The organism is Pseudomonas morbosilactucae (genome assembly GCF_023241665.1).
In the GTDB taxonomy this organism is placed as follows: Bacteria; Pseudomonadota; Gammaproteobacteria; order Pseudomonadales; family Pseudomonadaceae; genus Aquipseudomonas; species Aquipseudomonas morbosilactucae.
Genome location: NZ_JALQCX010000011.1, coordinates 343,595 through 362,893 on the forward strand (window position 1 = coordinate 343,595; position 19,299 = coordinate 362,893).

General features: G+C 61.9%; 14 protein-coding genes. 6 read left to right on the plus strand and 8 right to left on the minus strand.

From position 1 onward, the window contains the following. Nucleotides 1-111 precede the first annotated feature (111 nt). Nucleotides 112-5,943 carry an alpha-2-macroglobulin gene (locus M1B35_RS08195; protein ID WP_268261665.1) on the plus strand — a complete coding sequence of 1,944 codons (5,832 nt, stop codon included), beginning with the start codon at nt 112-114 and terminating at the stop codon, nt 5,941-5,943. 67 nt (nt 5,944-6,010) lie between these two features. Further along, nucleotides 6,011-8,266 carry a penicillin-binding protein 1C gene (pbpC, locus tag M1B35_RS08200; protein WP_268261743.1) on the plus strand — a complete coding sequence of 752 codons (2,256 nt, stop codon included), beginning with the start codon at nt 6,011-6,013 and terminating at the stop codon, nt 8,264-8,266. 294 nt (nt 8,267-8,560) lie between these two features. Here pbpC and flgE read toward each other — a convergent pair whose 3' ends face one another. The 6 genes from flgE to M1B35_RS08230 form a co-directional block, all read right to left on the minus strand. Next, nucleotides 8,561-9,904, minus strand: a complete 1,344-nt coding sequence (flgE, locus tag M1B35_RS08205) for a flagellar hook protein FlgE (protein ID WP_123328431.1) — start codon at nt 9,902-9,904, stop codon at nt 8,561-8,563. Nucleotides 9,905-9,933: 29 nt separating this feature from the next. Continuing rightward, entirely contained in the window at nt 9,934-10,662 is a 729-nt protein-coding gene (flgD, locus tag M1B35_RS08210) for a flagellar hook assembly protein FlgD (protein ID WP_123328432.1), read from the minus strand. A gap of 15 nt (nt 10,663-10,677) precedes the next feature. After that, nucleotides 10,678-11,121, minus strand: coding sequence for a flagellar basal body rod protein FlgC (flgC, locus tag M1B35_RS08215; RefSeq protein ID WP_123328433.1), 444 nt, complete (start codon nt 11,119-11,121; stop codon nt 10,678-10,680). Between the two features lie 3 nt (nt 11,122-11,124). Continuing rightward, nucleotides 11,125-11,532, minus strand: coding sequence for a flagellar basal body rod protein FlgB (gene flgB / locus M1B35_RS08220; RefSeq protein ID WP_123328434.1), 408 nt, complete (start codon nt 11,530-11,532; stop codon nt 11,125-11,127). Between the two features lie 262 nt (nt 11,533-11,794). Then, on the minus strand, nt 11,795-12,622 hold the full coding sequence (cheR, locus tag M1B35_RS08225; protein ID WP_123328435.1) for a protein-glutamate O-methyltransferase CheR: 828 nt from the start codon (nt 12,620-12,622) through the stop codon (nt 11,795-11,797). Nucleotides 12,623-12,666: 44 nt separating this feature from the next. Further along, the gene (locus M1B35_RS08230; protein WP_123328436.1) at nt 12,667-13,599 is read right to left on the minus strand and encodes a chemotaxis protein CheV; all 933 of its coding nucleotides are present in this window, start codon (nt 13,597-13,599) and stop codon (nt 12,667-12,669) included. A 75-nt stretch (nt 13,600-13,674) separates the two neighbouring features. Between M1B35_RS08230 and flgA the strand changes: the two genes are divergently transcribed. The 4 genes from flgA to M1B35_RS08250 all read left to right on the plus strand — a co-directional run bounded on the left by flgA (nt 13,675) and on the right by M1B35_RS08250 (nt 16,273). Then, nucleotides 13,675-14,436 carry a flagellar basal body P-ring formation chaperone FlgA gene (gene flgA / locus M1B35_RS08235; RefSeq protein ID WP_123328437.1) on the plus strand — a complete coding sequence of 254 codons (762 nt, stop codon included), beginning with the start codon at nt 13,675-13,677 and terminating at the stop codon, nt 14,434-14,436. Nucleotides 14,437-14,587: 151 nt separating this feature from the next. Continuing rightward, nucleotides 14,588-14,914 carry a flagellar biosynthesis anti-sigma factor FlgM gene (flgM, locus tag M1B35_RS08240; RefSeq protein ID WP_268261666.1) on the plus strand — a complete coding sequence of 109 codons (327 nt, stop codon included), beginning with the start codon at nt 14,588-14,590 and terminating at the stop codon, nt 14,912-14,914. 48 nt (nt 14,915-14,962) lie between these two features. After that, nucleotides 14,963-15,430 (plus strand): flagella synthesis protein FlgN, encoded by a 468-nt coding sequence (locus M1B35_RS08245; protein ID WP_123328439.1) that lies wholly within the window; start codon nt 14,963-14,965, stop codon nt 15,428-15,430. Between the two features lie 96 nt (nt 15,431-15,526). Further along, nucleotides 15,527-16,273 carry a flagellar brake protein gene (locus M1B35_RS08250; RefSeq protein WP_123328440.1) on the plus strand — a complete coding sequence of 249 codons (747 nt, stop codon included), beginning with the start codon at nt 15,527-15,529 and terminating at the stop codon, nt 16,271-16,273. Nucleotides 16,274-16,338: 65 nt separating this feature from the next. On the opposite strand, the gene M1B35_RS08255 is transcribed toward M1B35_RS08250, so the two are convergent. Together M1B35_RS08255 and M1B35_RS08260 are read right to left on the minus strand one after the other, a co-directional pair. Next, nucleotides 16,339-17,739 (minus strand): MFS transporter, encoded by a 1,401-nt coding sequence (locus M1B35_RS08255; protein WP_268261667.1) that lies wholly within the window; start codon nt 17,737-17,739, stop codon nt 16,339-16,341. Nucleotides 17,740-17,809: 70 nt separating this feature from the next. Continuing rightward, nucleotides 17,810-19,051, minus strand: coding sequence for a glutamine synthetase family protein (locus tag M1B35_RS08260; RefSeq protein ID WP_268261668.1), 1,242 nt, complete (start codon nt 19,049-19,051; stop codon nt 17,810-17,812). Nucleotides 19,052-19,299: the final 248 nt, after the last annotated feature.

Sequence of the window (19,299 nt, forward strand, 5' to 3'; positions counted from 1 at the left end):
GGGGGTTTTCTTTTGCCCGGCCTTTACCTGTGCCAGCCACTGAAAGCGCCGCGTGGCACGGGGTGTTCAGGTGTAAGATGGCGCGCCATTCAACTACAAGGATCGTTTGCAATGTTTGCCAGGTGCAGGGACGCAGCGCGTCGCCTTTTCGGCGTTTTATCAACCGTGACACGCCTGTTGTTCGGGTTGACCCTGTGGCTCGCCAAGCACCTGCTCGGCCAATGGCGCCCACCCTACTGGCTGCGCGCACTGATCCCTGCACTGGGGCGCGGCCTGAACGCCGTCGGCCGCAAGATCCAGGCTTACCCACGGCAATTCGCCGCCGCTGTCGCGACCCTGGCCGTATTGGGCGGCGCCGGCCTGTATGGCTGGCACTGGTACACCAACCTGCCGCAACCGCACACCGTGACCTACAGCGTGCAGGCCCCCAGCCTGACCGACTACACCCGGCAACCCCTGGCCATCGATAGCCTGCGCATCCAGTTCCGCGAATCGGTGGCGCCACTGGAGGCCATTAATCAGACAGTGACTGCCGGTATCACCCTGAGCCCGGCAGTCAAGGGCACCTGGCGCTGGGTCGAGGACCGTACCCTGCAATTCACCCCCGAGCAGGACTGGCCGATCGACACCGAGTACCAGGTCGAGCTGGCCAGGAAAAAACTGCTGGCCGACGGCGTGCTGCTCAACCAATACAGCAATAAATTCTCCACACGCTCGTTCAGTGCCAGCCTGATCCAGAGCGAGCTGTACCAAGACCCGATCAACCCCAGCCTGAAACAGCAGGTCGCCACTGTCAGGTTCACCCACCCGGTGGACGAAGACAGCGTGCGCAAGCGGATCAGTTTCGCCCTGGGCAAAGGCCTGCAATACCGCGATGAAAAAGCCGCAAACCTGCCCGAGATCAGCTTCAACGACTTCAAGCTGGAGGCCTACATCCACTCCCCGGCACTGGCCACGCCACTGGAGAATACGCAGATCAGCCTGACCCTCGCCGAAGGGGTCAAGGCCCAGCACGGCGGCAATGCCAGCCCCTCTGCGCAAACCCGCTCGGTGACGGTGCCCGGCCGCTATCGGCTGACGTTCAGCAACAGCGAAATCACCTTTGCCGATAACGATCGCGGCGAACCCGAGCCGGTGCTGATGTTCAACAGCTCCAACGCCCTGGCCGACGAGGCGATTGCCGGCAAGGTCAAGGCCTGGCTGCTGCCGGAAAAACCCGAGGACGAACTCGAACCCTGGTACACCAAGGATGTCGACGAAGCCCTGCTGGCCCGCTCGACGCCGGTTCCACTCAGCCACGTGCCCAGTGTCGAGCCGCTCAATACCCAGCACGCCTTCAAGTTCAAGGCGCCCGCCGGACGCACCCTGTACGTGCAGATCCCGGCGCGCATCGAGGCCCTTGGCGGCTATTTGGCGAAGGACCCTACGACCGCGCTGCTGAGCATGCCGGCGCACCCACGCACCCTGCGCTTTCTCTCCGATGGCGCGCTGCTCAGCCTCAACGGTGAAAAACGCGTGGGCTTCATGGCCCGCGGCGTGCCTGGCGCCCATGTGGAGATCGCCCGGGTTCTGCCCAATCAACTGCAGCATCTGGTCGACCAGAGCAGCGGCAGCTTTGCCCGCCCCAACTTTGCCAACGACTATTTCGATCGCATGGTCGAACGCCAGTCCCTGGACATCGCGCTGCCGGGCAGCGACCCGTCCAAGACCCTGTACGACAACGTCGACCTTGCCAGCTACCTCAGCGCCAACGGCGGGCGCCGCGGGATCTTTGTGCTCAAGCTCAGTGCTCAGGACCAACCGAGCCAGCGCACCTTCGACGGCTACGCGCAAAGCGCGACCAACGACCTGCGTTTTATCGTGGTCACCGACCTTGGCATCATCGCCAAGCGCTCCAGCGACGGCAGCCACGACCTCTACGTGCAATCGATCGACAGCGGCCTGCCGGTCGCCGAGGCCCAGGTAGAGATCATCGGCCGCAACGGCCTGGCGGTCAGCAGTGGCAAGACTGACGCCCAAGGGCATGCACACTTCGCCAAGCTCGACGAACTGCGGCGCGAGAAAACTCCGTTGATGTACGTGGTCACCCGGGGCAACGATCAGTCGTTCCTGCCAATTGCCCGTCAGTCGCAACAGCTGGACCTGTCGCGCTTCGATGTCGGCGGTCTGCAGGAAGACGGCGCGAGCAACCGCTTGAGCGCCTACCTGTTCAGCGACCGTGGCCTGTACCGCCCGGGCGAGACGGCGCACCTGGGCATGATCGTACGCAGCGGCGACTGGAAAGGCGCCCTGAAGGGCCTGCCGGTCGAGCTGCTGATCAGCGACCCACGGGGCCTGACGGTTATTCGCGAACCCTTGACCCTGTCCGCCAGCGGTTTTGAGCGTTTCGACTTTGCCAGCAGCGAAACGGCGCCAGCCGGCGACTACACCGCGACCCTGCAATTGATTGGCGACAAGCAACTGCGCACCCACCTGGGCAGCGTCAACTTCAAGGTCCGCGACTTCGAGCCCGACCGCATGAAGGTCAGCCTGAGCCTGCACGACACGCCAGTGGCGGGCTGGATCGCCCCAGACCAGGTACAGGCCAGGGTCAGCGCCCAGCATCTGTTCGGCGCGCCCGCGGCAGGACGGCGGATTACCGCCAGCCTGTCGCTGAACCCGGCATTGGCCGGCTTCGAGCGTTACCCGGATTACCGCTTCCGCCTCAACGACTCGCTGACCGAACCAAGCAGCGAAGACTTGGCTGAAACCAGCGCCGACGACAACGGCCAGGCGGAGCTCGACCTGGACCTCAAGCGTTTCGCCAACAGCACCTATCGTTTGCAGGTCCTGGCCCAGGTCTACGAGGCCGAGGGCGGACGCAATGTCGCCGCACAAAGTTCGCTGTTGGTGTCTTCGGCGCCCTACCTGGTCGGGGTGAAAAGTGACGACCCGCTGTCGTATGTCGCCAAGGGCGCGGCGCGCCAGGTGCAATGGCTGGCCGTTGGCCCGGACCTCAACCCGCGTGCGGTCGAAGGCCTGGTCAGCGAAGTGATCGAGCACCGCTACGTGTCGGTGTTGGTCAAGCAGGTCAATGGCACCTACAAGTACCAATCGCGCATCAAGGACAGCGCCCGCCCAGCCTCGCCGCTGACCCTCACCGAACACGGCGCGATCCAGGTGCTGGATACCCAGACGCCCGGCGATTTCACCCTGCGACTCAAGGACGCCAACGGCAACCTGCTGAACCAGATCGACTACAGCGTCGCCGGCCAGGGCAACACCTCGCGCTCTCTGGAGCGCAATGCCGAGCTGCAACTGCGCCTGGATAAACGCAGCTACGCCAGCGGCGAAGAAATTGCCATCAGCATCCGCGCGCCCTACGTCGGCGCCGGGCTGATCACCATCGAGCGCGACAAAGTCTACAGCCAGCAGTGGTTCAAGGCCGAAAGCACCAACAGCGTGCAGCACATCCGGGTGCCCAAGGGCCTGGAAGGCAACGCCTACATCAACGTGCAGTTCGTGCGCGACATCGGCTCGTCCGAGGTCTACATGAGCCCGCTGTCCTATGGCGTGGTGCCCTTCAGCATCAACCTCGACGCCCGGCGCATGCCGCTTAAAGTCGAAGGCCCGGCGCACATCGAACCGGGCCAGGTGCTGGACATCAAGGTCAGCAACGACCGGCCGACCCGCGCCGTGGTGTACGCAGTCGACGAGGGCATCCTGCAAGTCGCACGCTATCAGGCACCCGACCCGCTGGGCCACTTCTTCCAGAAACGTGCCCTGGAAGTCGGCACCAGCCAGATCCTCGACCTGATCCTGCCGGAGTTCAGCCGCCTGCTCAGTGGCGCCGCACCGGGTGGCGATACCGAAAATGCCCTGGCCTCGCACCTCAATCCGTTCAAGCGCAAGCACCAGCCACCGGTGGCCTGGTGGTCGGGCTTGGTGGACCTGCCGGCCGGCGAAAGCGTGCTGCACTATCAACTGCCGGACCATTTCAACGGCAAACTGCGCCTGTTCGCCGTGGCGGTGGACGCCAACAGCATCGGCGTCAGCGAAGGCGCGACCGAGGTACGTGGCCCGCTGGTCATCACCCCGAACGTGCCAGCCTTTGTCGCCCCTGGCGATGTCTTCAGCGTCAGCGCCGGGGTCTTCAGCAACCTTGAGGCCGATACGGCGGTGAAGTTCGAGCTGCACACCAGTGCCGGGCTGCAGGTCGAAGGTGAACCCGGCAGTACCCTGCAGTTGCAACCGCGCAAGGAAGGCGTGGCAGAGTTTCGTATCAAGGTCCTGGAAAACCTCGGTTCCGCCGACCTGCGCTTTATCGCGACACTGCCCGACGGCAAACGCATTCAGGTGGCGGAAACCACCTCGGTTCGCCCCCTGAGCGAACACCGGGTGGCCCTGACCCTGGGTCGCTTCGAAGGCGCCAGCCAGGAGTTGCTGCCGAGCCGCAATCTGTTCAGCGAACTGCGCAACGTGCAACTGGGTGTCGCCGCCTCGCCGCTGGTCTGGGCCGACGGCCTGAAACACTACCTGGACGACTACGCCTATGCCTGCACCGAGCAGTTGGTGTCCAAGGCGATGCCTGGCCTGATCTGGCGTGACCCGCAAGCCACACAGGGCTTCGACGGCCTGCTGCGGGTCCTGCGCCAGCGGCAGAACCAGGCCGGCGGTTTCGGCTTGTGGGCGGCCAACCCACAGGTCACGCCCTACGCCAGTCTTTACGCCACCGATTTCCTGATCGAAGCCCGCGAACGTGGCCTGGCTGTGCCCAACGACTTGCTGGAACGCGCCAACGCCTACCTGAGCGATATCGCCAACGGCCCCAGCGAAGGCCTGCAAGAGTTGCGCAACCGCGCCTACGCCAGCTACCTGCTGAGCCGCCAGGGGATTCTGGTGAGCAGCGCCCTGAGCGATATCCGCGAACGCTACGAAACCTATCACCGCGATACCTGGCACAACGACCTGGGCGCGGCGTATCTGGCGGCCAGCTACAAGCTGCTCAAACAGGACCGGTTGGCCGACCCACTGTTCCGCAAGATCCCTTGGCGCACCCTGAACGACCGTTGGGACGGTGACGGCCTGTACTACGACCCGCTGGTGCACGATGCCGAACACCTGCACCTGTTGAGCAAACACTTCCCCACCCAGGTGGACGATGTGCCGCTGGCGCTGTTGGACAAACTCGGCAAGCGCCTCAACGAGCAGCGCTACAACTCGCTGTCGGCGGCGCTGTTGCTGCGCGCGCTGGACAACTACGGGCAGCGCGCCGAGACCGGCATGCACCTCAAGGCCAGCGCCTGGCTCAGCGACAAGTCCCAGCAGTTGCTGAGCATGGTCGGCCAGCCTCCGCGCAGCGCCGTGCCGGCCACTACCGAAAAACTGCTGCTGGAAAAAACCTCGGGCCCTGCCGCGTTCTACATGCTCAGCGAGGCCGGTTTCGATCGCGGCGCCAATACCCAGGCACTGAGCAACGGCCTGGAAGTGATCCACGACTACCTCGACCTCAAGGGCCAGCCGGTCAGTCAGGTCAGCGTCGGCGATGAGTTCCTGGTGCGCCTGCGCCTGCGTGCCACCGAGCACGATCAGGTGCAGCAAGTGGCGGTGGTCGACCTGCTGCCAGGGGGCGTCGAACCGGTGTATCGCCTGCCACCCCAGCCGAAGCAGAACGACAATGAAAACCAGGACGAGGAGGCATCCGGCGAAGAGGACGATGGCGCCTGGCAAGCTCCGGTCGGTGAAAGCGAGCTGAGCAACTGGCAGCCGGAGTACATGGACGTCCGCGATGACCGCGTGGTGTTCTACGGCACTGTGCTGCGCGATGCCGCGACCTTTGTCTACCGCGTGCGCGCCACCAACGCCGGCACCTTCAACACGCCACCGGCCTATGCGGAAGGGCTCTACCAGACCACCCTGCAAGGCCGTGGCAAGGTAGGCCAGCTTGAAATCGTCAAGCCGTGAGCCACGGCGCCCCTTGAGCCGGCACTGGAAAACCCTGCTCAAGGGCCTGCTGCTGGCGGTGCTCGGCCTGCTGCTGTTGCGCCTGTGGCCCCATGCACCGTTGCAAGAGGCCGCACCCACTTCCCGGGTGGTGCTGGCCGAGGACGGAACGCTGCTGCGCATGACGTTGGCCAGCGATGGCCAGTACCGCCTGTGGCTGCCCCTGGAGCGTATTTCGCCGTCATTGGTCCAGGCCCTGCTGCTCAAGGAAGACCGCAACTTCTACTACCACCCGGGGATCAACCCACCGGCGCTTTTGCGCGCCGCGCTGGCCACTTACAGCGGTGGCCTGCGCCAGGGCGGCTCGACCCTGAGCATGCAACTGGCGCGGCGCCTGTATGACCTCAACACCCGACGCGTACCCGGCAAGCTGCAACAGATGGCCCTCGCCCTGTGGCTGGAGGCGCGCTACAGCAAGCACGACATCCTCGAGGCCTACCTGAACCTGGCGCCCATGGGCGGCAATATCGAGGGCGCCGAAGCCGCCAGCCGCATCTACTTCGGCAAACCGGCGGATCAGTTGTCATTGTCGCAAGCCCTAGCCCTGGCAGTGATTCCCCAGCAACCCACTCGCCGTGCCGCCTTCACCGACGACCTGCAACAGGCGCGATTGCGCCTGATGGATGCCTGGCGCGAGGCCTATCCGGATGACCCACGCAACCAGAGCCTGCTGGCGTTACCCCTGGAGGCCCGTAGCCGCCAGCAACTGCCGTTTCTCGCCCCGCACCTGAGTGAACAACTGCTGGCTGCCCATGCCGGGAATGAACTGCACAGCACCCTCAACCTGCCCCTGCAACGCCTGCTGGAGCGGCTGATCCAGGGCTATATCGGCGAGAAGCGCGAGCTGGGGGTGGAAAACGCTACTGCCATCCTGCTCGACACTCGCGACCAGAGCGTCAAAGCCCTGGTCGGTTCGGCCGATTACTTTTCGCGGCCGATCCAGGGTCAGGTCAATGGGGTGCTGGCACGGCGGTCACCGGGCTCGACCCTCAAGCCATTTCTCTACGGGTTGGCGATCGATCAGGGGCTGATCCACCCCATGAGCATCCTCAAGGACATGCCGAGCCACTTCGGTTATTTCCAGCCGGAGAACTTCGACGGCAGTTTCATCGGCCCGCTGAACGCGCGGGATGCGCTCATCCGCAGTCGCAACATCCCGGCGGTGTGGCTGGCCAGCCAGCTGAAAACCCCGACCTTGTACGACCTGCTGCAACGCTCGGGGGTCAAGGGCCTGCGCGCACCGGGGCATTACGGCCTCGCCCTGGCCCTGGGCGGCGGTGAAATGAGCATGGAAGAATTGGCGCGCCTGTACTTGATGCTGGCGGGCGACGGCCACTTGCGCCCGCTGCGCTACCTGAGCCAGCAGCCGACCGGCAGCGGCGATGCCCTGCTCAGCCCACAAGCCAGCTTTATGGTGCGCGACATGTTGCGCCACAACCCGCGCCCGGACGGACTGCCGGCCGACCCTCGCGGGCGGCACTGGCGCACGGCCTGGAAGACCGGAACCTCCTGGGGCTTTCATGACGCCTGGAGCGCCGGCCTGGTCGGGCCTTACGTACTGGTGGTGTGGGTGGGTAATTTCGATGGCCGGCCCAACCCGCAGTTCATTGGTGCCAAGACCGCCGCACCGCTGTTCTTCAGGATCGCCGACGCCCTGCCGCTGGCCTTGCCCAATGTCGCCGAACGCGCAGACAAGCCGCCGTCCGGGCTGACCCGGATCCAGGTCTGCAGCGCCTCGGGCGAGCTGCCCAACCGCTGGTGCCCGCAAACCCGCAAGACCTGGTACATCCCCGGCGTGTCACCGATCCGCGTGTCGAGCCTGCATCGCCCGGTGCTGATCGACACCCGCACCGGCAAGGCCGCCTGCCCGCCCTTCGAGCCGCAGTACACCCGCGAGGAAGTGTTCGAGTTCTGGCCCAGCGATCTGCGCCGGCTGTTTCGCGCCGCCGGCCTGCCACGACGCCCGGTGCCCAATGTGCCCCAGGCCTGCCAGCCCGAAGGCCTGGGCGATCAGAACGAAGCACCGCAAATCCGCTCACCGCTGACTCAGGTGACCTACCACTTGCGCCTGTCGCGACCGGAAGAAAGCATCGCCCTGAGCGCCAACGCCGGCAGCGACGCGCGTCGCCTGTACTGGTTTGCCGACCAGACCCTGATCGGCCAGGGCCCGCCCCAGGCCAGCCTGAACTGGCGGCCGCCCCGCTCGGGCAGTTATCAGTTGCGCGTCACTGATGACCTGGGGCGCAGCGTCGGCCGGGCATTGAGCGTGGAGTTCGAGCCCTGAGGCCACACAGGGGCTAGCCCAGGCAGACCCAGGCGAAGGTCATGCCACAGATCAACATCGGTAGGGCATCAAGAAAAAGGTTCATGCAGGCACGTTCATGGGTGGCGGGTGCCAGCACTGTAGACGCCGAAGATGACAATACGCCATCAGGCGCTGGCCAAACCGCATTCGTCCCAGGGTGCTTCAGTCCATCGTCGAGCCGGCCGCCGATGCCGACGCAAAAAAAAAGCCCCGCAGGCGCGAACCTGCGGGGCTTTTTACAACCAGCGTGGCTGAAGGATCAGCCCACCTGCATCAGGTCATCTGAATGATGGTCTGCATGATGGTGCTCTGGGTGGAGATGGTCTTGGCGTTGGCCTGGTAGTTGCTCTGGGCCTTGATCAGGTCCACCAGCTCGTTGGTCAGGTTGACGTTGGACTCTTCCAGGGAGTTGGACACTACCGAACCCAAGGTGCCGGTTTGTGGCGCGTCGTAGCCCGGGATACCCGAAGCGAAGGTTTCTTTCCAGCTGGTGCCGCCTACTGGCTGCAGGCCTTGTTCGTTGGTGAAGCTGGCCAGGGAGATCTGGCCGATCGCCTTGGTCTGGCTGTTGCTGAAGTTGGCCAGCAACACGCCGCTGCCGTCGATGGTCAGGTTGGTGATCTGACCTGTGGCGTAACCGTCCTGAGCCGGGATCGAACGCGCGGTGTCGGCGTTGAACGAGGTGGTGTTGCTCATCTGGATGGCAATACCCGCGGTCGCACCGGTCGAACCGTTAGGGGTGAATACGCCGTTGGTCACGGTACCTGGGGTCCAGTCGCCCGCCGCCAAGGTGATCTTGGTGCCGTCCACAGCGTACGGAGAAACGGCTGGGGCCACCGGAGGATCAATCGAAACCAACTTGCCCGACGAGTTGAAGTTCATGGTCATCGGCGACTGATTGGCCATGGTAAAGGCCGTGCCGTCCGGGTTGCGACCATCGATCAGGGTGTAGGTCTGCCAGGTGTTGGGACCCGACTTGATCATGTACTGATCCATGGTGTGCTGGTTGCCCTGGCTGTCATAGATCGGGGTACTGAACGACTTGGTGTAAGTAGCGGTATTGGTCGGATCGAAGGTGTAGGTCGCCGGCAATACAGGACTGGTATCAATCTCATCCGCACTGGAGTTGAGGTTGATGGTCGACGAAATCGTGGTGGTCGCTTTTGGCGCCAGGTTCGAGGTGTCGATGCGCAGGTCGGTCAGCACGCCGTTGATGATCTTGCCGTTGGCGTCCACGCCATAGCCTTGCAGACGCGCAGTGCCATCGCTGTTGGTGATGTAGCCGTCTTTGTCGGTCTTGAAGGTACCGGCACGGGTGTAGGTCAGGGAGCCGTTGTCACTCATGACAAAGAAGCCCTGGCCCTGGATACCCATGTCCAGCACGTTGCCGGTGTTGTTTACGTCACCCTGGTTGAACTGCTGGGAAACGTTGGCCAGGCGTACGCCGTTGCCGATGACTTTGCTGCCGCTGCCCAGTTTGGTGGCTGAGTAGACGTCGGCGAATTCCGCACGGGAGGATTTGAAGCCGGTGGTGGCGACGTTGGCGATGTTGTTGCCAGTCACGTCCAGTTGCTTGTTGGCAGCATAGAGACCGCTAAGGCCGATATTGAAAGACATATTCCACTCCTTGTGCCGGTTAGTCGGCTCTAGATACCAATGGTCTGTACTTTGGACAGGGCAACAGCGCTGCTCTGGCCTGCCAGGTTGAGCATCAACTCACCGCCGGTCTGGCTGATGGTGACGCTGTTGACCGTCGCCGGCAGGTTGGTGACCAGGTCGGTCGCCGTGCCATCGATGGTGGTGCTGGCCTTGAAGGTGTAATTGCCCGGATCCGCCTTGGTGCCGTCGGTCTTGGTGCCGTCCCAGACAAAGCTGGCGGAACCGGAGGACTGGCTGCCCATGTCGATGGTTTTCACCGCGTTGCCGTCTTTGTCGGTGATGGTCACTTTGATCCCGGACACGCCGGTCGGCACGGCGATGGTGCCGGTCATGCTCTTGGTGGTGTCGACCTGGGTGGTGGCGGTTTGCACGATCACCGAACGCCCGACCAGGGACGAAGCCTGCAGGGCCTGGGTCGACTTGTAGTTGCCGGCAATCGCCGTCACCGAGTCGTTCAGGGTAGTGATGCCTTCCAGGCTACTGAACTGGGCCAACTGCGAAACGAATGCGCTGTTGTCCTGAGGGTCCAGCGGGTTCTGGTTTTTCAGCTGGGTCACCAACAGTTGCAGGAACGCGTCCTTGCCCAGGGACTTGCTGCCCGTGGCGCTGTTGGTGGCCGCAGCAATGCCATCGGCGCTGCTGCTGGTGGTGGTGACCGACGAGTTCGCCAGAATCTGGTTCAGGGTCAAGCCGCTGGTGGTATCCGTAATGCTCATCTGAGTCGCCCCTTATCACTGCCCGAGGGTCAGGACCTTCTGCATCATGGTCTTGGCGGTGTTCATCATTTCCGCATTGGTCTGGAACGAACGGCTGGCGGAAATCATGTCGGCCATTTCTTCCACCACGTTGACGTTGGGGTAGTAGACGTAACCCTTGGCATCCGCAGACGGATGGTTTGGCTCGTAGCGGGCTTCGAGATTGCTGTCGTCCTCGACCACACCCAGCACCTGTACACCCTGGCCGGCAGCGTCCTGGTTCTGGAACAGCGAGTTGCTGCCGCCGCTCTGGGCACCCTGGAACATGGTGGCGAACACCGGGTGGCGAGCGCGGTAGGTCTGGTCGATGCTCGACGAGACGGTCTCGGCGTTGGCGATGTTACTGGCGACGGTGTTCAAGCGAGTGGTCTGGGCACTCATGCCGCTACCGGCGATATTGAAAACACTGGCAAGGGACATGAATTACTCTCCGCGCAGGGCTGAAACCAGCCCTTTGAATTTGCTGTTGAGCAGGGTGAAGCTGGCCTGGAAGTTGACCGCGTTCTCCGCGTAGCTCGATTGCTCAAGCTGGGCGTCCACCGTGTTCTGGTCGATCGACGGCTGCATCGGCGTGCGATACAGCAGGGACTCATCACCATTGCCCATGCCTTCGGCCTCGATATGACGGCTGTTGGTCATGTTCAAGGCAAAGGTGCCGTTCTTGACTTTCTCGTTCTGCTCGGCGAGCACGGCGGAGAAATCCAGATCCCGAGCCTTGTAGTTCGGGGTGTCGGCGTTGGCGATGTTGTTGGCCAGGACTTCGGCACGCTTGGCGCGAAAGCCAAGAGCCTCTTCGTGGATACCGAGCGCTTTATCGAAGCTGATGCTCATGTCGGGAAACCTTTGGGTGACCTGATTTTTCGTAATCTGGATATAGCAAGCCTCGTGCCAAGTAGCCAAACCCCGTAAATCAAGGCTTTGCGCCCGGCGGCAAGGCGGCAATGCCAGAAAAGCGGCAATGGATTTCCGCGAATCGGCGGCAAAGCGGCAACAGAACGGCCATAACCGACGTTTGGAGACACAAGAATGACGCCCATGAAAAAGGAGGTCCGAAGACCTCCTTTCAAGGATGCAACCTGCTACCCGGCAAAACTCACTTCGCCTGGTAGATGATCCCAGGGCTGCATTGCACCATCTGATAATGATCCGGCAAGCCGTTGAGGGCTTCCGAAGCCCCCAGGAACAGATAGCCGCCCGGCTTCAAGGTGCTGTGGATGCGCAGCAGGATGTCCTTCTTCACCTCGGCGGAGAAGTAGATCAGCACGTTGCGACAGAACACGATGTCGAACTTGCCCAGGCTGGCATAGCTGTCCAGCAGGTTGAACGAGCGGAACTCCACCCGACTCTTGATCGGCGCCTTGACCACCCAGCGGCCAGGCCCCTTCGGGTCGAAGTAACGCTGCAAGCGCTCGGGCGACAAACCACGGCCGATGGCCAGGCTGTCGTACTCCCCGGTCTTGCAGTTGTTCAACATGGTGCCGGACAGGTCCGTGGCGACAATCTGCACCCCGCCCTTCAACTGCCCCATGTTGGTCCGTTCGAACTCGTCGATCGACATGGACAGGGAATAGGGTTCCTGCCCCGACGAACAGGCCGCCGACCAGATGCGCAAGCGCTGGCCCGGGCTGGCCTTGATGGCCTCCGGCAGGACCTTGTTCTTCAACACTTCGAAGGGATAGGTATCACGAAACCACAGGGTTTCGTTGGTGGTCATGGCATCCACCACCTGCTCACGCAAACCACTGCGCGGCTGCGTCTGGATACGCTGCACCAACTCACCCAAGGACTTGATGCCTTGCTGTTCCATCAGTTTGTTGAGACGGCTCGAGACCAGATATTGCTTGTTCTCACCCAGCAAGATCCCACAGGCTTTTTCCAGGAAGACCCGGAACTGTTCGAAATCCAAATTACCCGTAGACAATGATGCCGCCTCTTAAATCGTATGTTCGCCAGGGGCCGATGCCCCTAGCTGATATCTGCTGCTTTGATCCGGTCGACTACCCGGGATGCCAGGTCATCAGGACGGAATTTGGCGAGGAAGTCATCGGCTCCGACTTTCTTCACCATGGCCTGATTGAATACACCTGACAACGAAGTATGCAGGATGATGTGCAGCTTTTGCATGCGTGGGTCGCTGCGTATCTCGGCCGTGAGTGTGTAACCGTCCATCTCCGGCATTTCAATGTCGGAGATCATCATCAAAAACTCTTCTTCCGGCCGCTTGCCCTCATCCACCAACTTGCGCAGGTAGTCCAGGGCCTGCCGGCCGTCGTTCAGCGCCACGACTTCTACGCCCACCGTCTGCAAGCAACGGGTGACCTGCTTGCGCGCCACCGACGAGTCGTCGACCGTGAGCACTCGCAAGGACACGGCCTTGTTCTGGGTCTCGACATCGACCACGCCAAGGGAAATCGATTCCGAGGTCGGCGCCACTTCCGCCAGCACCTTCTCGACGTCGATGATTTCCACCAACTGATTGTCAACCCGGGTCACCGCCGTCAGGTAGTGATCGCGTCCGGTGCCCTTGGGCGGCGGATGGATCTCCTCCCAGTTCATGTTGACAATGCGTTCCACCGAGCGCACCAGAAACCCCTGGGTCTTGGTGTTGTACTCAGTGATGATCACGAACGGATTGCTCAGGTCCTTCAACCCACCGGAACCCGTGGCCATCGCCAGGTCCAGGATCGGAATGGTTGCTCCTCGAATATTCGCGACACCGCACACCACAGGACTGGATTTGGGCATCAAGGTCAGCTTCGGGCATTGCAACACCTCGCGAACCTTGAATACGTTGATCCCGTAGAGCTGCTGGCCATCCAGACGGAACAGCAGCAGCTCCAGGCGATTCTGCCCTACCAATTGCGTGCGCTGGTTTACCGAATCCATTACACCAGCCATGCCCAGACTCCCCAAGACTTTAAGATCCGACGCACGCTCATTGCTAAACGGCACGGGGCTTGCTTTTTAACGGTTATGAACGCAAAAACGACATTTTTCCGACGCCTGACATCAAACTACCGCAAATTGCTTTGCGGGCTGTCGGCATTGGCCTGTTTCAACCTTGGCAGCCCTGCCGTTGCTGACTCGCTCACCTTGCCTGATGTCCTTATCGGCGTCACTCAAGGGTTTCTTGAATTCACCGTAGAAGACTACCTGGCAACCAGTCAAACGCCAGGACGCTACGAAATCCAAGTCAACCAGCTAGACCCGCGCATGCACATGCCGGCGTGTGACAAGGAATTGACAGCGACCCTGGAAAGCCCGGCGCAGCCGTTGGGCCGGGTGACGGTCAAAGTGCGCTGCGAAGGCGCTTCGCCATGGACGGTGTTCGTGCCGGCCCAGGTCAAATTGTTTCGCGAAGTGGTCACCACCACCCGCCCCCTTAAACGTGCCGGCATCGTCGAGCCCGATGACGTCGCCCTGCGCGAACGGGACATCAGCCTGATCAGCCAGGGCTACTTGACCTCGGTGGACCAGGCCATCGGGCAAAAACTTGTCCGACCAATGGTCGCCGACCAACTCATCACCCTGGTTCATCTGGAACAGGCCGAGGTGGTGCGCAAGGGCGATCAGGTGGTGATTTCGGCGCGCAGCGGCACATTGAATGTACGAATGCCGGGAGAAGCCCTGTCCAATGGCGGCATGAGCGAGCAGATACGGGTCAAGAACCTCAACTCTCAGCGGATCATCAAGGCCCGGGTCACAGCCCCCGGGCAGGTGGAAGTTGCCATGTAGATCACTGGCGCTCAGCCCGGCCCTTCCCTAAACTGTGGCCCACGCATGGCCGCAGCCGCGGCCGTTGGCATATCGACAATTGCGCCTAAAGTTTTCCAGGGTATTGCCGAAAACATGGCAAGCGTCCAAATACCCAGAGGTTTTTTCCATCATGGTCATTGATTTCAGCCGTCTGAACAGTTCCCCCTCACTCACCGGCAGTACGCGTACCAGCGCCAGCAAGGAAACCGACGAAACCGGTAAATCCACGTCGCTGACTACCTCCGCCGAACCGGCCAGTGCCAGCAAAAGCGGGGAATCGGTACACCTCAGCAATGAGGCTCAACAGTTGCAGAAGATCACTGACAAGCTGCGCGATCAGCCTGCCGTAGACAAAGCCCGTGTGGCCGAGTTGAAGCAAGCGATTGCCGATGGCAGCTACAAGGTCGATAGCAACCGTGTAGCCAGCAAACTGCTTAACTTCGAAGCCCAGCGCTAGCCAAAGGCCTGCGCCAGGCTTTTGGACGCTTAAAACCCAAGGCCAGCCATGCACGACACTAATTTACTGCAACTGATCACTGACGACTTTGCTCCCGCCCAACAACTGCTTGAGTTGCTGAGGACCGAGTCCCTCGCCTTGCACGGCCGCGACATGCTGCTGCTCGAGGACATCCTGGCGCAAAAACAGGCACTGATCATTCTGCTGGAACAGCATGGCCGCAAGCGCACTGAGCTCCTTGCCAGCCTGAACCTGCCGGCCACTCGCGCCGGTCTGGAAGAGTTGGCCAGCCACTCCTCGATCGGCAGCCAATTGCTCGAACAGAGCGATGTGCTGACCCAATTGCTGGCCGACTGCCAAGCGGCCAACGAACTCAATGGACGCTCGATCCAGGTTCAACAAGCCACGACCGCCAATCAGTTGAAGATTCTCACCGGCGGCGAACCTCCTGCCCTGTATGACGCTCGCGGGTCAACCGCCAAGCTTGCGAAGCCTCGCCCACTCAGTCAGGCTTGACCCCCCAAATGAGCGCGCCCTACCATGCCGCGAAACATGCTGGCAGAATGATATCATTCTGCGTGTAGCCGTATTTTGTCTGGAGATTGATGAACCGTGTTCAACGCCTTAAACGCGGAAGATGCTCCGCAGCCACCGAAGGTGCTCACCACCCCTTTGGAAATAGCCTCAAATCTGCGGCTGCTGCAGGAGAGTCACGACCCTCTGATCATCACTTTCCATGAACGCAGCCAGCGCTTTCAAAGCTATCTGGTGGATGTGGATCGCGACACCAACATGATTGCCCTCGACGAGATGATTCCTCGGGACGGCGAACGCTTCATGCTGGCGGGCGAGCCGTTCAAGGTCGAAGGCTTCCATGACGGCGTAAGAATCGCCTGGGACAGCAACGGTACCTTGACCCTCGACGAGTCCAATGGCGGCCGCTGCTACCGCGGCACCCTGCCCGATGAAGTGGTCTACCACCAGCGACGCAATGCCTTCCGGGCCGCGTTGAAGCTGGCCCAACTGGTGGATATCGAACTCAGCGGCGACAAACTGAAAAACCCGGTCAACGGCAAACTGCTGGATATTTCCGCAACCGGCTGCAAGCTGCGCTTCGACGGTGACATTTCCGACCGCCTGCAACTGGGCCAAGTCTACGAACGCTTTATCGCGGCCCTGCCCTTCGGCAGCATGACCGCGCCGGTAGAACTGCGGTACCTGCACCATGAAGAAAAAATCGACACCACCTTCGCCGGCGTACGCTTTCACAACATGAGCGGCCTGGTGCAACGTCAGGTAGAGCGCTTCGTCTACCAACTGCAACGGGAAGCCCGGCGCTTCGACAAAGACGATTTCTGATCGCCTTGCAGCTCAAAAAAACGGGCAGTCCCTTGCGGTGACTGCCCGTTTTTTTATGCCGGCGTTTAAGGCCTGGCGCCGCTCAGGTGCTCGGGACCCGTGTCCTCCGGACTGACGTCGGCCTCGCCCTCAGGTACTTCACTGCCTGCCTGCGCCGCCACTGCCGGATCCACCTCGGACTCAGACTCGGCCTGTGGCGCAACACTGGTCTGCATCTGCTCCTGGACCACCTGTTCATCGACACGCGGGTCAAGGGCCGCCACCAGCGGCGAGCTGGACATGCTGTCCGGCATCGCCACGTGGTGCAACGGCGCATCATCGACCTGGTGCAGGTTGGTCACGGCCTTCGGCCGGATACGCCAGACCAGGACCAAGGCAAAGAAGCTGAAGAACGCGTACAGCATCTGGCTGCCAAACAGCTTCATCAACACCCCGGCCGCCAACGGCCCGATACTGGCCCCCACGCCATAAGTCACCAGCAGCATCGCCGTCAGCGAGACCCGCCGATCACTCTCGACATGGTCATTGGAAAACGCCACCGCCAGCGGGTACAGGCAAAACTGCACCAATGAACAGAGAAAGCCGAGGATGAACAGAACCTCCAGCGGCACACTGGGCAACACCGCCAAGGGCAATGCCACCACCGCCAAGAACAGGGCAAAACTGCGAATCAGCATCGCCCGGTCATAACGGTCCGACAGCCAGCCCAAAGGCCACTGCACCACCAGGCCGGCGAAAATGCAGCTCCCCATGAACAGGCCGACCTGCTCGGTGCTCAGCCCTTGCTGCGACGCGTAGAGCGGTGCCAGGCCGTAGAACGAACCGACGATCAGCCCGGAGCCCAGCACGGTGCTGAGGGACTGGGGCACGCGCTTGATAAAGAACCGCGGCTCCATCGGCGCCGGATGCAGGGGCGCCGGGTGAATCCGCCGAGTCATGGCCACCGGCACCAGGCACAGGGCAAAGCACAGGGCCACCAGCATCAGCAGCTCCAGTCCCAGGGCCGGGTGCATGACGAGAATCAGTTGCCCCAGGACCAACCCCAGGTACGAGGCAATCATGTAGCCGCTGAACACCAGACCCCGCTGATTGGCATCGGCCTGCTCGTTGAGCCAGCTCTCGATCACCATGTACTGGCACATCATGCCCAGGCCGACAATCATCCGCAGCACCAGCCAGGCCGGCAGCCAGTCGACCAGGCCATGCCCCAGGACCGCCGCGCCGACAATACCGGCACAGGTGGCGTAGGCACGAATGTGCCCGACCCGGGCAATCAGCCGGTGGCCGATCTTGCCCCCCAGCACCAGGCCGAAGTAGTTGGCGGCCATCAGCGCACCGACCCACAGCCCATCCACATGATCGGCAGCCAGGCGCAGGGCCAGGTAGGTGCTGAGCAGGCCAGAGCCGATAAGCATCATCAGCGAGGCGAAATACAGCGCTCGAAAGGATTTCCAGATTTGGCGCATCGGCGTTCCGAGCGGCTCCTTGAATTGGGTATCGGGCCCTCTGAAAGATAGCCCGACGGCGACGGTTCGGTTAAGCCTGGGCTGCTAAAACGCGCCGCTCCCAGGGAGTGATTTCATTAAAGAAGCTGTTCAACTCCATGGTCTTCGAAGCGATGTAGCCTTCGATGAACTCGTTGCCGAACAGTTCCCTGGCCAACTGGCTACGCTTCAGACGCTCCAGAGCCGCATGCAAGGTACAAGGCAGCGACAAACTGTCCGGCACCTCGAATTCACCCTGGATCGCTGCCGCCGGCTCCAAGCGGTTCTCGATCCCGTACAACCCTGCCGCCAGGCTCGCGGCAATCGCCAGGTACGGGTTGGCGTCGGCCCCCGGCAAGCGATTCTCCACCCGTCGTGCCGCCGGGGAACTGGCGGGAATCCGCAGCCCGGCAGCCCGATTATCGTGGGACCAGCAGGCATTGTTTGGCGATGCGTAAGGATGGCACAAGCGCTGATAAGAATTGACGTTCGGCGCAAACAACGCGGTGAAGTCGGCCATGCCCGCCTGCTGACCACCGATAAAGTGGCGGAACATTGCCGTCGGCTGCCCATCCTCGTCACTGAACACGTTACGCCCGGTGCCGATCTCCACCACGCTCTGGTGAATGTGCATCGAACTGCCTGGCGTATGGGCCAGCGGCTTGGCCATGCATACCACGGTCAGCCCGTGTTTGAGCGCCACTTCCTTGAGCAGGTGCTTGAAGAGGAAAGTCTGGTCCGCCAGCAATACCGGATCGCCGTGAAGCAGGTTGATCTCGAACTGGCTGACGCCCATCTCGTGCATAAAGGTGTCGCGAGGCAGCCCCAGGGCCGCCATGCACTCGTAGACCTCGTTGAAGAAAGGTCGCAGCCCGTTGTTAGAGCTGATACTGAAAGCCGAGTGCCCGTCCTCGCGGCGCCCATCCAGCCCGGTTGGCGGGACAAAGGCCTGGGTCGGGTCGGGGTTGGGGGCAAACACGAAAAATTCCAGCTCGGTGGCCACCACCGGCGCCAAGCCAAGGGCGGCATAACGAGCCACCACGGCCTTGAGCTGGCCGCGAGTGGACAGCGGCGAACTCTCGCCACTCAACTCGTCCGCATCGCAAATGGCCAGGGCCCGTGGCGGCTGGCTCCAGGGCAACCGATGAATCTGTTGCGGGTCAGCAGTAAGGGCCAGGTCGCCGTCGTCGCTGCCGTAGAACCGTGCCGGCGGATAACCGCCCATGATGCATTGCAGCAGCACGCCGCGGGCCAATTGCAGGCGTCGCCCCTCAAGGAACCCTTCGGCAGTCATTACTTTGCCCCGCGGCACTCCATTGAGATCCGCGGTGACACATTCAATCTCATCAATGCCCGTCAATCGCTGCGCGAGTGAAGCGTGGCCATCGGTTGTCATGACTCAATCCTTGTTGTTGTACGAGCCGATAACGGCGACCTGTACAAAATACGCACCACCCGTTCAGTATTTCAAGCAGGGCCTTGAATATAATTCGCGGCTTTTCTAGGCCGCTCATTCAACCTCGACGCAGCGGCAAAAGGCCC